We start from the raw sequence: 12,498 nt of genomic DNA, 5'->3' as shown, positions 1-12,498 counted from the left end.
ATTATGACCTAAAGTTATTTATGTTGTTTGATTAATATTCAGAATGCCTATAGTGATTTATTGATTTTCTTGTAAATCTGGGCGAAATTGGAATGGAGCTGGGATGACTACGACCAAAGAAGGTCTTTTCGAACTATTAAGTGCAGCGATTAAAGGCAGAGCAATTTTGTTTTGTGGGGCTGGGGCATCGATCGATTCGATCAATGTTAACTTGCAGGAGTTGCCAACAATAAATCCGCTGCTTGCAATTATGAATAAAAATTTAAATACTAATTACTCTCGTATAGATATTGCTGCATCTAAGTTGGCTGATAAATCAATTGAACAATATTTTAAGTTGATAACAGATACATTCAAGGTAACGTCAGTCTCTGATGATATGGATGATATTATAAAGTATCCTTGGAAAAGAATATATACAACAAATTATGATAATTCAATTGAAATGAGCTGTGATAAGATTCGGAAAAAGCATCATGTATACACGCAAGGCGATGACCCCGATAATATTGTAAAATCGGATTTATCTATTGTGCATCTGCATGGTTATATTAATAGATTTGACTATAAGAATATAAGAGAAAGCTGTATATTGGATTATAATTCCAATATCGCAAATAATGTATATGATGGCCCTTGGTCGGTTCTTTTGAAGAATGATATGGCTACTGCGGATGTAATAGTATTTTTAGGTTATTCTTTATATGATCCAGAGATAGCTAAGCTTATGCTTAGTGGAAAAGTAATTAAGAAAAAGATTTTTTTTTATAAATTCATCCATAAAAAATGATGAACTAGAGTATATGCAGGAACAATTTGGAAATCCATTGTGGATAGATAAAGAAGGATTTGCAAGAATCTCTAAGCGAGTGCTTGAAGAGGCAGTTGATGATAAGCCCAGGAGTCTTATTTGTTTTGAGAATGTAAGAGATTACAGCGTAAGTGATCGTTTGGTTACTTATCAAGACATAAATGATATGTTCATTTTTGGTAAAATAAACAATGAACTGTTGCAATCGGACTTAGTTAAGAAAAGTCAAAACTATATTATTGTTCCATCTGTTGTAAACAATATTTTACAAGTTATTCGTGATGGAGCAAGTTTTATATATCTATTTTCACCGCTTGGTCATGGAAAAACAACGGCACTAAAAGCGTTGGTTTCTGATATATCGATTGATAGAGAGGTATTTTGGGTTACAAGAAATCAAGCTGAATTTTTAGATGAATTGTCGTATATTATATCTAATTATAAAAAACCAGTAATTATCATAGATGATTTTTACAAATATGCTAGATATTTTACCAATATTTCTAGGTATACCCCAGATGATGTTACGTTTATTGTAACCTCTCGTATTAATGTTTATGAGAGTCGAAAAGAAGAGTTGTCTACTATATTTCATAATTTTGATATTGTAGATTATCGTGTTGGTGAACTTACACCTAGTGATGCCCGAAATTTAGTTCCTTTGATTAATCAGGCTGGGCTGTGGGGGGAGCTATCCCAGTTATCAGATCAAGTTAAAGCCGAACGTTTGATTCAGCGTGGGAAGCACGGTTTTCAGGCCAATTTCGCAGATATTCTCATTGGTTTGATGAAGTCTCAAGAACTTATCGGGCGGATAAAAAAGAACTGGCCATTTTAAAAGAAATTTCTCCGCGTGCATATAAAGGGGTTCTACTATCCTTATATCTAGAGTTCACAAATAATCATATTGATGAATTTGTTATTAATCAATGTTTAGGTTTAAAATTCAATGAAATAGACTCTGTAGATGATGTAAAAAATATTTTTAGAATATTCTTTTCCCCTGAAGATACTGGTGAATATTTTAGAGGTAGTATTTTTGCAAAATTTGCTATTGAAGAAATTTGTGATGCTGATGATCTTATAGAGACTATAGAAATATCAGTTAATAAGCTTTCATCTGCCAGATATATGTCTCAAGAGATTAAACTTATTATTGTTGATCTGTTAAGGTTTAATTATTTGAAAGTAATAGCTGGTGATAATAAATCGAGACTTGATGTCATACAGAAATTATACTCAAAGCTTTCTGCTAACTCAAAACTAAATAAAGATGATCTTTTTTGGAACGCCTTTGGTATGTGTGAAAGGCAGTTGGGAAATTATTCCGAAGCTATTAAGCATTTAAGAACAGGTATTAGTTATGCAAAGAATAGACGCAGTGGATATGTTCCTTATCACGCGCAAAATCAATTAATTGTATGTTTGCTTGAAAGAGGAGTGAATGAAGATATTGATACGCTTGAGGCTTATAACAATGCAATTGAAGTAGCGGATTTATTGATTGTTCAAGCTGAAGATGAAGTACATTACGGCTCTGGTCAGGCATTTCACTGGCACGAGAGTTTATCTACATTTTTAAACATTTTTGTTGGTAAATATTCGGACAGTCAGCGCGTACGTGTCATTATGGCGCTTATGAAATATGTTAAATTCATAAAAACCAAAGTTTCTGGTTGGAAAGAACGAGAAGCGGCTGCATTTATGGTTGCAAAAGTTGAGACGTTTCTTCGTGCACATCCTTTAGGTAGGTGAGTTATTTATAACTATGCCTTAAGCGAACCATACTGATCTTGGTTCCATAAACATCATTTGATAACTTAAAACGAACCACCTATAATAGAACCATGTAAATGGAACTTTATGGTGGTTCGTATGTTTGTGAGAGCTTACCTTCGTGCATCGACGAAAGAACAAGATGCCAGCAGGGCGAAAGACGATTTGTTTCAGTTCGCTAGCGATAAAGGTCTGAAGATTGCAGCCACGTATATTGAAAATGAAAGTGGCGCATCGCTAAACCGTCCGGAACTTTTTCGTCTGTTATCTGACTGTCAGGCAGGTGATATTTTGCTGATAGAGCAAGTGGACCGCTTAAGTCGTTTGAATGCTAAAGACTGGGAGCGTTTGAAGTCTGAAATTCGTGACAGACAGGTTAAAGTGGTTGCTCTTGATTTGCCGACATCATGGGGAATGGCCGTTTCAAGTACAGATGAATTCACTGCCCGTATGTCAGAAGCCATTAATAATATGATGCTGGACATGATCGCGGCCATTGCCCGTAAAGACTATGAAGATCGTCGTAGACGGCAGAAGCAGGGAATAGCCAAGGCTAAAGAGCAGGGGCTGTATAAAGGGCGTCCGGAGAATAAATCCCGTAATCAGGCTATATTGAAAATGCTTGAAAGCGGCCAAAGCTGGAATAGCATCATACAGGCAACCGGATGTTCCAGATCAACCCTTTCGCGGCTGAAGAATAATACTCAAGTCTTGTTGTAAATGTTTATTATGGATTATCAATGGGTATGCCCCCCCCCTCCAGTAATATGCAGGGGGAGGGGGAGATTATTTCTTTGCAAAGGGCTGAGTTGCCGAACCAGAGCCTAAAGTCTTACCGGATGCATCAACAGCTTTTACTGTGATTTTATAGAAGTGCGTTCCTGATGGCGGGCATGGACCTTTGTATTTAAAGGCGCCATAAGGAAGTTGTGACTGTCCTTTGAAGGCTACGCTGCCGCCGCCATGATCAAAACTCGATGCATTTTGATCTATCATTTTGATCAAGAGTTTTGCCGTGCCTTGTGGAACATTGGAGAGTTTGATTGGCGGTGACTTTGAATCAAAGCACTTTTTTGTTGGGCCCCATTCAAAGGTAACACCTATATCTGCCGCTAAAGCATTGCTTGAAACAATGAATGTTGCGGCACTTATCAATAGCAATTTATGCATGATGTTCTTTTGTGATTATGCGAAAGGTTTACATGCCAAAACATGATATGAAAATGGGCAGTTAAACTGCCCATTTTAGTTATTAGAATTTCACACGAATACCGGCAGTAACACCTGCGACACCAATGTTCTTGGCTTTCAGCATTTCCCCGTCATTCATATATTGAACGTTAAGTGCCTTGTTTGTTTCAGCTTTGCCGAGCCAGTGGTAAGTACCTGTAACAGTGAAGTCTACGTTTTCTGTAACTTTATAACCAATGCCGAGACCAAGCCCGCCAGCAAAGTTTGTCTGGCTCTTAGATGGGAATGAAGCGAAATCGTCAGGATAAAGGTTTTCGCCCTGTTTGGCAGAAGCTTTTAAGAAAGATGCGCCGATTTCACCGAATGCATCAACATAAAAACGGTCTGTAAGGTCATGGATATAACCTGCGCCTACGAATACTCCATGTGCGCGAACGCGAAGGTCTTGATCGTAGTCATCGCCACCGAAGGTCGCATTTCCGCTATAGTCGTGTTGACCGAAATAACGATACGAACCTTTAACGTAGTAGTTAGGTGCCAGCATATAGCCTACGCTAAATACTGCTCCGACGGAGCTGTCTTTTTTATCAACATCGTTCAGGTGGATACGGTCGCCTGATACTACATTGTCAGTAAAAGCTGTGCCAATTGGGTTGATGAAGTGGAGTGCATTTGCATTTGACCATGCACCACCGACGCCTGCATCAATAAACCAACGAGGTGAATCTGTCGTAATGGCTGCCGGTTCATTGATTGGTGCTACAATAGCGTCAGCTGCAACTGCAAATGTGGTTGAAACTGAAAGTGCACTTGCTGCGAGTAGGAGGATTTTCATTATTGCCCCTGCTTGAGTTGTTTAGTTCGAAAGTTGTCTGGTTAGGTATTATTTGGACTCGGCAACATGAACATTGATCATGTTCTGATTGGCCATCATTCCCATGCCCATAGCGGCGCCCGCTGGTTTAAAACCTTTTGATACAAGCCAATTGTAATGCCAGTTGTTGTAAACAAACATAAACACAATGCTTGCAAGGCCTAAGGTGCAGAGAACGGCAAGTAGGATGACTAAGAAACCAACAAAGTGACCGCGAAACAATGCGGGGAATGGACCAAAGAATAAGCAGGTCCAAGAAATTCCTTTGAAACCAACTGCTGTTCTATGGGTAACTGGTTCTATCATTTGAATTGGGTATGCCATCGAAGCGACCTTTGTTTTCCGACCTTAGTCGTGTTGCGTATGTTTCTGATGGGTTGCAGCTGATTGGCTGATTGACCCGATACGTTTGATCGCTTCGCTCTGCACTTCATTTGCCCCCGACATTGTTATGTGAATCCATTGGATTCACTAACGTGTGCTGAAAATTAATATGTGCCCAGCAGTCCGTCGATTGTCAAGCCGTCTATACTGTTAATCGTTCTATGAACGCAAGACAGATTATCGGTTGGAATTTACGGAAACTTCGCGTGGCTAAAGGCTTCTCTCAGGAGCGGTTAGCTTTGGAGTCAAATGTTGACAGGTCATATGTAGGGAGGGTCGAACGGGGTACAGAGAACGTCACGATTTCGACACTGGAAGCATTGGCTGATGCACTGCAAGTGACAGTCAGTGAGCTTTTTGAAGTTCCTGATAAAGACGCACTGCCACCGCAGCCAATGAAGGCGGGGCGAAAATATAAATAATTGGAAATGTGCTATGCTATGTGGCCTAGCTTACAGACTAAGTGCGTAATAGGCTCAATTCAAAGCTCTGCTCTGTAAGTCTTGCTTTATTATGAAGTACAGACCGCCTCCCGCAATCGATACGACGATGATTATCGCCAGAGTGATGTAAACACTTGTATTCTTCAACGCGAAGGCCATTGCAAAGGGTGCGATGGCGGATAGCACCAATCTCGCAGACATCAGTTTTCCCTGCATCGCACCATATCCGGTACTTCCAAATAAGAATAATGGAAGTGAGCCGCTTATAATGCTGAACAGACCATTCCCGAAACCAAACAGGCAGGCGAATAATATCGCCGCAGGGATATAGGGTGCACCGATCATCAATATCATAACGGATAAGGCAATGAATGAGGCTGCGATGATGGCTAAGTTTACGGGGGATAGGGTTTTCCCCGCCATCATATTGATCATGCGGCTGGCAACTTGCGATGGTCCGAACACAGCGCCAATAAAGGCTGCTGACTTTGCTAATCCCAGTACCGACAGTAGCGGGATCATATGGACAAGGATTGCAGAGGATATCAATGCCTGTAAGGAAAATGCTGCCAGAAGTACTGTGAAGCCCATACGTCTTGATGCCTGAGGCAATGCACCGGCTACAGAAGCTATTTCTTTGTCATCATTCTTACGTTGGTCATGAGTTGTTTTACTGGTGCGTGTCAGGGAATAATGCAGCGGGAGGCATACCACCAGATGCAGACCGGCAAAGACCAGATAGATTTGCTGCCATGTCAGCCATTGCAGAAGCAATGATGTGAGTGGCCAGAAGATGGTGGATGCAAAACCGGCTATCAGTGTCAGATAGACAATGCTGCGCTGAGCAACCATTGGTTTGATCTGCACAAGCAGTGCAAAGGCGGCTCCGTATTGTACGAGATTGGCAGCAATCTCCACAATTGTAAGCGTTACAATGAACGCCAGCGAATTGGGGGATGTTGCGCAAAGGATGAGAGCAAGCGCTGCAAAAGCAGAGCCGACTGTCATAATTTGTGCAGCACCTAAGCGGTCAATGAGTTTGCCCAGCCACGGTGCCAGCACACCACCTGCTAGCAGTGCTATGGATAATATTCCATAGACCCATTCCGTTGTCGCCTGAAAGCCACCCGCAATGGACGGAGCCAGCACACTGAATGAATAGTAAAGTGTGCCGTAGCCGATGATTTGTGTAAGGCCAAGGCTCAGGATTGCATAAACAGGAAGGCGCTGGTCGGTCATATGGATTTCAACGAAACACGGGTTTCCAGTTTCTCTGCGGCTTCTTTCCGTTCACTGTAACGGTCGGTCAGGTGGTCAGAAATGCCCCGTGTCAGGATGGTGAACTTGATAAGTTCTTCCATCACATCAACGACCCTTTCGTAGAATGAAGAGGGCTTCATATGTCCGGCTTCATCAAACTCCTGCCATGCTTTGGCGACAGATGATTGGTTGGGGATTGTAATCATGCGCATCCATCGACCTAGCACACGCATTTGATTCAAAGCGTTGAAAGACTGAGAGCCGCCGGAAACCTGCATCAGCGCCAGTGTGCGACCTTGCGTCGGGCGTACAGAACCGCCCGCTAAAGGTATCCAGTCAATTTGTGATTTCATGACGGCACTCATTGCGCCGTGGCGTTCAGGGCTGGTCCAGACTTGCCCTTCTGACCACACCATTGCTTCACGTAGCTCCTGAACCTTGCTGTGATCAGCAGTGCTGTCATCTGGCAATGGTAGGCCGTCGGCATGATATATTCGTGTTTCAGCCCCCATAAATTCTAACAGGCGCTGTGCTTCAAGCGTTAAGAAGCGGCTGTAAGAACGTTCTCTTAGCGACCCGTATAGAAGCAGGATGCGCGGTTTATGTGTCAGTAAAGGCGTTTGGAGCTTATCGTAATCGGGTGAGCAAAACGCCCGCAGGTCAAGATTGGGCAGTGTCACGATTATCTGTCCTTCCGTTCATAAGTGATCTGTTCCCCGTCTTCTTTGGTAAAGTTGACAGCGGGGTTTTCCAGAAGATCAAGAACACGTTCTGACGGGCGACAAAGGGCTGTGCCATGAGGTGTCGCTACAACCGGTCTGTTCATCAGGATCGGATGTTGCACAATGAAATCCAGTAACTGATCGTCTGACCATTTCGTATTGGATAAATCGAGTTCAGCAAAAGGCGTGCCTTTTTCTCGCAGCAAATCTCGTACTGATATTTTCATGGCATCAACAAGTTCTGACAATTGCTCTTTGGATAGCGGTGTTTGCAGATATTCAATGATGGCAGGTTCTTCACCGCTGGCGCGGATCATGGCGAGTGTGTTGCGTGAAGTTCCGCATTGAGGGTTGTGATAGATTATAACGGACATCAGATATCACCTGTTTTAGTTTGATTTTTGCCTTGTTCGTACCAGCCTTTAGACCGGTTCACGATCCAGACAACGGAGAGCATAACGGGGACTTCCACCAAGACGCCGACAACTGTTGCAAGCGCGGCACCGGAACTGAAGCCGAAAAGACTGATCGCTGCGGCCACGGCTAATTCGAAGAAGTTTGAAGCGCCGATCATGGCAGACGGGCCTGCAATACAATGTTGTTCGCCCGACATCCGGTTCAGGATATAGGCCAGACCGGAGTTGAAATAGACTTGGATCAGGATCGGTACAGCAAGCATGGCGATGATCAGTGGCTGGGCGATGATCTGTTCTCCCTGAAAACCAAAGAGCAAAACAAGTGTGGCAAGAAGTGCGACCAGCGATAATGGCTGTAATGCCTTCAGCAGCTTGTTTAGGGACTGTCCATCATTCTTGGAAAGCAGGCTGCGCCGTATCAGTTGTGCGATGATGACGGGAAAGATGATGTACAAAACCACTGAGAAAATCAGTGTATTCCACGGCACTGTGATCGCTGATAATCCTAAAAGCAGGCCGACAATCGGGGCAAAGGCAATGACCATGATTGCGTCATTCAGTGCCACCTGAGATAGCGTGAAATGGGGTTCACCCTTAATCAGGTTCGACCAGACAAAAACCATTGCGGTGCATGGTGCTGCGGCAAGAATAATCAGGCCTGCTATGTAAGAGTCAATTTGATCTTGCGGGAGATATGGTCTGAACAGCCAACCGATGAACAGCCAGCCCAGCAAGGCCATAGAGAAGGGTTTAACCGCCCAGTTGACGAAGAGTGTCACGCTGATGCCACGCCAATGCTGGCCGACCTGACGCATCGCTGAGAAGTCGATTTTAAGCAGCATGGGAATGATCATCAGCCAGATCAGTATGGCAACAGGTATATTGACCTTAGCGATTTCTGCTGCGCCGACCATATGGAAGGCTGCAGGAAACAAATGCCCTAAGGCAATCCCGATGATGATACATAGGGCAACCCAGAGTGTCAGATATCGTTCAAAGACAGACATTATAGCTTCCTTGGTGTGCCAATATTACCTTCCATCAAACCAATTTGGTTCAGCTGGTTTTGTATTGACATGCGATCAATTGAACCTAGTGGAAGATTGAGGAACGCTGATATTCGGTTCTTCATAAAACGCGCTGCAAGAGCAAAAGCACGTTGCTTTTCGGTTTCGCTGCCTTCAACTGCCGCTGGGTCTTCAATGCCCCAGTGCGCAGTCATTGGATGGCCGATCCATACAGGACAAGACTCTCCTGCAGCACTATCACACACGGTAAAAATGAAATCCATTTTCGGCGCATCTGAACCGGCAAATACATCCCAGCTTTTTGATGTGAGATGATTAGTGGGAAGACCCATAGCCTGAAGTTCTTTTATCGCGAGTGGATGAACTTCGCCTTTGGGTTTGCTACCAGCAGAAAAGGCACGAAACCGACCTTCTCCGTCCATGTTAAGTATGGCTTCGCCTAAAATTGAACGAGCGGAATTGCCCGTGCACAAAAAGAGCACGTTATAGACCTTGTCAGTCATCACATGTGTCCGTCTAGTTGATAGCTAAAGTTAATTGATCATTGTTTCTGGATTTTTTGTTTTGTCATCAGTGCATTGCGCAAGGTTTACAATTAGAGGCTTGCAAAGCGCGGCATTGCCTCCACAACAATCCTTGATCATGAAAAGCGTCAGTTCCCGAAATACATCAAGATCAGCACGGTAAATGATCGACCGGCTCTGACGTTCTCCTTTGATCAATCCTGCTCGTGATAATGTGGCAAGATGGGCTGACATTGTATTCTGGGGTACATCCAATACACGTGCCAGTTCGCCTGCCGGTAAACCGTTCGGTTCGTGTTTGACCAATAGCCGGAAAGTTTCCAGTCGTGTGGTCTGTGCTAAGGCCGCGAGTGCCGTGATTGCTGTTTCATTTTCCATATATCCAGAATAATGGATATATGGACTATGTCAACACAAATGATAAATATTATTATGGGGGGCAACCTGAGGGGGGAATGCTGGCATAGTTTTCAACTATGCCAGCATTGTTTTTAATGAAGCGAATTACTGGAGGCTTGTCGTTCTGCTTTGTCGTGCAGAGCAAACTTGTCGATCATATCTGCGCTTGCACGGTTAAAACCGCGTACTTCGACCTGTGCTCCGGAAGATCGAAGCTTTAAAACGACTTTATCAAGAGCTCCAACAGCAGTTATGTCCCACAAATGCGCTCGGCTGACATCAATCATAATATGGGCATGTGTGCTGCTGAAATCGAAAGAATGGATAAAGCTCTCAGCTGAAGCGAAGAAAATCTGCCCTTCAACCCTATAGGTGAGTGTGTTTATGCTCTCGTCGTTTTGTTTGGAAACAGTAAAAAGTTTAGCCACTTTTCCGGCGAAGAATATGCCTGATAAAAGCACTCCGACGATGACGCCTTTTGCCAAATCATGTGTTGTTACGACTGTTACCACTGTTGCAAGCATGACGACTGAAGAAGGCAGTGGATTGCGTCTCAGATCAAGCACAGAGCGCCAAGAGAATGTTCCGATTGAAACCATAATCATTACTGCAACAAGTGCTGCCATTGGAATGATTTTGACAAGATCGTTAAGCACAACAATCAGGAAAAGAAGAAACGCGCCTGCTACAAATGTTGAGAGTCTGCCGCGACCGCCTGACGACACATTGATCACGGACTGGCCAATCATGGCACAGCCACCCATTCCGCCGATAAGTGCAGAAGCTATATTGCTTGTTCCTTGTCCGTAGCATTCCTGATTTTTATTGCTGGGCGTATCAGTCATGTCATCAACAATTTGAGCTGTCAGCAATGATTCAAGCAAGCCAACAGCTGCCAGTGTTACGGAATATGGGAATATGATCTGCAGAGTTTCGAAGGTGAGGGGTACTTGTGGCAACGCGAAAATCGGAAATGCTGAAGGGAGTTCCCCTAAATCACCGACTGTCCGTAACTCCATACCAGTTGACCATGCAATGACCGTCAGTACGACAATTGCGATTAATGGCGAGGGGATTGCTTTGGTCAGATAAGGGAAAAGATAGATTATCCCCAGTCCGGCTGCAATCATCCAGTAGGTTTGTGTCGGAACATCGATCAGTTCCGGTAGCTGAGCCATAAAGATCAAAATGGCCAGTGCATTTACAAAGCCGGTAATGACGGAACGGGAAACAAAACGCATTACCCGCGCCAACTTTAATGCTCCGGCAAGTATCTGAAGAATACCCATTAAGATTGTGGCTGCGAAAAGATATTGCAGACCATGTTCTTTAACGAGTGATACCATGACGACAGCTGTGGCCGCTGTAGCCGCTGAAATCATTGCAGGGCGACCACCGGTAAAAGCTGCCACACATGCAATTGCAAATGAAGCATACAAACCAACTTTGGGGTCCACGCCTGCAATAACAGAAAACCCTATCGCTTCAGGAATAAGAGCGAGAGCAACAACGATACCCGATAAGATATCGCCACGAATGTTTGAAAACCACTGACTGCGGTATTCTTTTAATCTTAGCATTGGGAATTTTACACACTGATGCAACGAACTGAAAATTTGGCTTTTAAGAATGCCGTTGCAGTGTTGTCTGGCGGATAGGCGGCCAGAAGAGCCACTCGGAATTGCACCGAGTCCTTGTTAATGCCCCATAAATATCGGAAATCTTGTATTTTGCAATTATATCCCACTGAGTATTTATTCGTTGCTATGGTTGCGCGATGATGTCTGTTGATTATTAATTCCGGTATCGCTTCAGTGCACTGCTATAATATCTCAGTTCGTCCTCTGGAATTTCGTTCAGAGCGGAGTTCCATTTCTTGTTGGATTTTGGATAGATATCCCATGGGAACAGGTTGTTGCCAGATTTCGCACTGGTTTTGTCAAACTTCAACGCGTAACTTACAAACTCCTTCATTCCTTCGACGCCGTTGAACGTCGGTTTGAATGACACTTCTTTGAAAGCCCATGGCTTTTGCAGTAAGTACCTTCGTTCGTTGGGTCGTTTTTCTGTAATATCTATGAACTTTTCGAAGGTGGTATCATGAATGAGCAACAGGCCATGAATATGTGGGTATACGCTGCGTGCTAGGGTTTGACGTTGTCTTGTACCTTCGTGGTCAAAGAAACATACCAGCATTGGCTGCTTATGAAGGTTCTTAGTAATAGTCCAGTTGTTTCCCAGTAGTGAGCGACTTAAATGGCTGTGAAAGTCACAGCACATCTTATCCAGACCGAACTGTAATTCAGTCGTTCTTCTATCAGTGTTGTTAAAGTATGCGGTGAGTTCGTAAACGTGTTTTTGGTGATCAATTTCATTCCCCAGTGACCATATTTTGTCTGGTTCTGAATGGTACTGAAATCGTCCGTATGCATTCATCAAGTTCGGAATGTGCGTTACTAATTCTTCATGTAAAAATTCTTTTCTCATATTGTTTCTCATAATAGTTTACCATCAGTGCAAGGAAATCCTTGAACTGTTGAATGAAAATGAAATCTGTTTCCACGTTCTCGATGCATTTTTGCCTTCGATACTTGCTATTGGAAATAGCTTGTGCCGCTCATACATTGATCTGAATTATTTGCAGAAGTAATGAATGATGTGACTCTGATT

At 43.5% G+C, this 12,498-nt stretch carries 16 protein-coding genes and 1 other annotated feature; of the genes, 5 read left to right on the top strand and 11 right to left on the bottom strand.

The features are described from left to right. The first annotated feature begins 103 nt into the window (after positions 1-103). From F7P81_RS15125 to F7P81_RS15110, 4 genes are all read left to right on the top strand, one after another. Positions 104-790: an SIR2 family protein gene (locus F7P81_RS15125; RefSeq protein ID WP_151160150.1), complete on the top strand. Its 687-nt coding sequence runs from the start codon at positions 104-106 to the stop codon at positions 788-790. A gap of 13 nt (positions 791-803) precedes the next feature. Continuing rightward, positions 804-1,649: a P-loop NTPase gene (locus F7P81_RS15120; protein ID WP_151160149.1), complete on the top strand. Its 846-nt coding sequence runs from the start codon at positions 804-806 to the stop codon at positions 1,647-1,649. 293 nt (positions 1,650-1,942) lie between these two features. Next, entirely contained in the window at positions 1,943-2,566 is a 624-nt protein-coding gene (locus F7P81_RS15115; RefSeq protein ID WP_151160148.1) for a hypothetical protein, read from the top strand. A 120-nt stretch (positions 2,567-2,686) separates the two neighbouring features. Beyond that, positions 2,687-3,307 (top strand): recombinase family protein, encoded by a 621-nt coding sequence (locus tag F7P81_RS15110; protein WP_151160206.1) that lies wholly within the window; start codon positions 2,687-2,689, stop codon positions 3,305-3,307. A 66-nt stretch (positions 3,308-3,373) separates the two neighbouring features. Here F7P81_RS15110 and F7P81_RS15105 read toward each other — a convergent pair whose 3' ends face one another. The 3 genes from F7P81_RS15105 to F7P81_RS15095 all read right to left on the bottom strand — a co-directional run bounded on the left by F7P81_RS15105 (position 3,374) and on the right by F7P81_RS15095 (position 4,976). Next, entirely contained in the window at positions 3,374-3,757 is a 384-nt protein-coding gene (locus F7P81_RS15105) for a YbhB/YbcL family Raf kinase inhibitor-like protein (RefSeq protein ID WP_075657090.1), read from the bottom strand. Positions 3,758-3,839: 82 nt separating this feature from the next. Further along, positions 3,840-4,613 (bottom strand): outer membrane protein, encoded by a 774-nt coding sequence (locus F7P81_RS15100; RefSeq protein ID WP_151160147.1) that lies wholly within the window; start codon positions 4,611-4,613, stop codon positions 3,840-3,842. Positions 4,614-4,661: 48 nt separating this feature from the next. Next, the gene (locus F7P81_RS15095; RefSeq protein WP_210215520.1) at positions 4,662-4,976 is read right to left on the bottom strand and encodes a hypothetical protein; all 315 of its coding nucleotides are present in this window, start codon (positions 4,974-4,976) and stop codon (positions 4,662-4,664) included. Positions 4,977-5,197: 221 nt separating this feature from the next. Here F7P81_RS15095 and F7P81_RS15090 point away from each other — a divergent pair, with 221 nt between their 5' ends. Then, positions 5,198-5,458 (top strand): helix-turn-helix domain-containing protein, encoded by a 261-nt coding sequence (locus F7P81_RS15090; RefSeq protein WP_022709229.1) that lies wholly within the window; start codon positions 5,198-5,200, stop codon positions 5,456-5,458. Between the two features lie 54 nt (positions 5,459-5,512). Here F7P81_RS15090 and arsK read toward each other — a convergent pair whose 3' ends face one another. From arsK to F7P81_RS15050, 8 genes are all read right to left on the bottom strand, one after another. Continuing rightward, positions 5,513-6,718: an arsenite efflux MFS transporter ArsK gene (gene arsK, locus F7P81_RS15085; protein ID WP_151160146.1), complete on the bottom strand. Its 1,206-nt coding sequence runs from the start codon at positions 6,716-6,718 to the stop codon at positions 5,513-5,515. After that, positions 6,715-7,425 (bottom strand): arsenical resistance protein ArsH, encoded by a 711-nt coding sequence (arsH, locus tag F7P81_RS15080; RefSeq protein ID WP_210246334.1) that lies wholly within the window; start codon positions 7,423-7,425, stop codon positions 6,715-6,717. Before arsH ends, arsK begins: the two co-directional genes overlap by 4 nt. Continuing rightward, positions 7,422-7,835 carry an arsenate reductase (glutaredoxin) gene (arsC, locus tag F7P81_RS15075; RefSeq protein WP_151160144.1) on the bottom strand — a complete coding sequence of 138 codons (414 nt, stop codon included), beginning with the start codon at positions 7,833-7,835 and terminating at the stop codon, positions 7,422-7,424. The genes arsH and arsC overlap by 4 nt, the downstream gene beginning before the upstream one ends. After that, positions 7,835-8,884: an ACR3 family arsenite efflux transporter gene (arsB, locus tag F7P81_RS15070; protein WP_151160143.1), complete on the bottom strand. Its 1,050-nt coding sequence runs from the start codon at positions 8,882-8,884 to the stop codon at positions 7,835-7,837. The genes arsC and arsB overlap by 1 nt, the downstream gene beginning before the upstream one ends. Further along, positions 8,884-9,408: an arsenate reductase ArsC gene (locus F7P81_RS15065; RefSeq protein ID WP_151160142.1), complete on the bottom strand. Its 525-nt coding sequence runs from the start codon at positions 9,406-9,408 to the stop codon at positions 8,884-8,886. The genes arsB and F7P81_RS15065 overlap by 1 nt, the downstream gene beginning before the upstream one ends. 30 nt (positions 9,409-9,438) lie before the next feature. Continuing rightward, on the bottom strand, positions 9,439-9,807 hold the full coding sequence (locus tag F7P81_RS15060; RefSeq protein ID WP_151160141.1) for an ArsR/SmtB family transcription factor: 369 nt from the start codon (positions 9,805-9,807) through the stop codon (positions 9,439-9,441). 113 nt (positions 9,808-9,920) lie between these two features. Then, positions 9,921-11,408 (bottom strand): SulP family inorganic anion transporter, encoded by a 1,488-nt coding sequence (locus F7P81_RS15055; RefSeq protein WP_151160140.1) that lies wholly within the window; start codon positions 11,406-11,408, stop codon positions 9,921-9,923. 61 nt (positions 11,409-11,469) lie between these two features. Beyond that, positions 11,470-11,525: a sequence feature (sul1 is cis-regulatory element that is thought to sense ions involved in sulfur or methionine metabolism; They are found in Alphaproteobacteria), on the bottom strand. Positions 11,526-11,622: 97 nt separating this feature from the next. After that, positions 11,623-12,315, bottom strand: a complete 693-nt coding sequence (locus F7P81_RS15050) for a hypothetical protein (protein WP_151160139.1) — start codon at positions 12,313-12,315, stop codon at positions 11,623-11,625. Between the last annotated feature and the right edge of the window lie 183 nt (positions 12,316-12,498).

This window comes from Pseudochrobactrum saccharolyticum (assembly GCF_008801715.1).
Classification (GTDB): Bacteria; Pseudomonadota; Alphaproteobacteria; order Rhizobiales; family Rhizobiaceae; genus Pseudochrobactrum; species Pseudochrobactrum saccharolyticum.
This window is presented reverse-complemented; position numbering and strand designations above follow the sequence as displayed.

Bases quoted from the DNA above. Each gene is read 5' to 3' on its own strand.
- F7P81_RS15125 (WP_151160150.1), top strand. From the start codon at position 104: ATGACTACGACCAAAGAAGGTCTTTTCGAACTATTAAGTGCAGCGATT.
- F7P81_RS15120 (WP_151160149.1), top strand. From the start codon at position 804: ATGCAGGAACAATTTGGAAATCCATTGTGGATAGATAAAGAAGGATTT.
- F7P81_RS15115 (WP_151160148.1), top strand. From the start codon at position 1,943: ATGTCTCAAGAGATTAAACTTATTATTGTTGATCTGTTAAGGTTTAAT.
- F7P81_RS15110 (WP_151160206.1), top strand. From the start codon at position 2,687: ATGTTTGTGAGAGCTTACCTTCGTGCATCGACGAAAGAACAAGATGCC.
- F7P81_RS15105 (WP_075657090.1), bottom strand. From the start codon at position 3,757: ATGCATAAATTGCTATTGATAAGTGCCGCAACATTCATTGTTTCAAGC.
- F7P81_RS15100 (WP_151160147.1), bottom strand. From the start codon at position 4,613: ATGAAAATCCTCCTACTCGCAGCAAGTGCACTTTCAGTTTCAACCACA.
- F7P81_RS15095 (WP_210215520.1), bottom strand. From the start codon at position 4,976: ATGGCATACCCAATTCAAATGATAGAACCAGTTACCCATAGAACAGCA.
- F7P81_RS15090 (WP_022709229.1), top strand. From the start codon at position 5,198: ATGAACGCAAGACAGATTATCGGTTGGAATTTACGGAAACTTCGCGTG.
- arsK (WP_151160146.1), bottom strand. From the start codon at position 6,718: ATGACCGACCAGCGCCTTCCTGTTTATGCAATCCTGAGCCTTGGCCTT.
- arsC (WP_151160144.1), bottom strand. From the start codon at position 7,835: ATGTCCGTTATAATCTATCACAACCCTCAATGCGGAACTTCACGCAAC.
- arsB (WP_151160143.1), bottom strand. From the start codon at position 8,884: ATGTCTGTCTTTGAACGATATCTGACACTCTGGGTTGCCCTATGTATC.
- F7P81_RS15065 (WP_151160142.1), bottom strand. From the start codon at position 9,408: ATGACTGACAAGGTCTATAACGTGCTCTTTTTGTGCACGGGCAATTCC.
- F7P81_RS15060 (WP_151160141.1), bottom strand. From the start codon at position 9,807: ATGGAAAATGAAACAGCAATCACGGCACTCGCGGCCTTAGCACAGACC.
- F7P81_RS15055 (WP_151160140.1), bottom strand. From the start codon at position 11,408: ATGCTAAGATTAAAAGAATACCGCAGTCAGTGGTTTTCAAACATTCGT.
- F7P81_RS15050 (WP_151160139.1), bottom strand. From the start codon at position 12,315: ATGAGAAAAGAATTTTTACATGAAGAATTAGTAACGCACATTCCGAAC.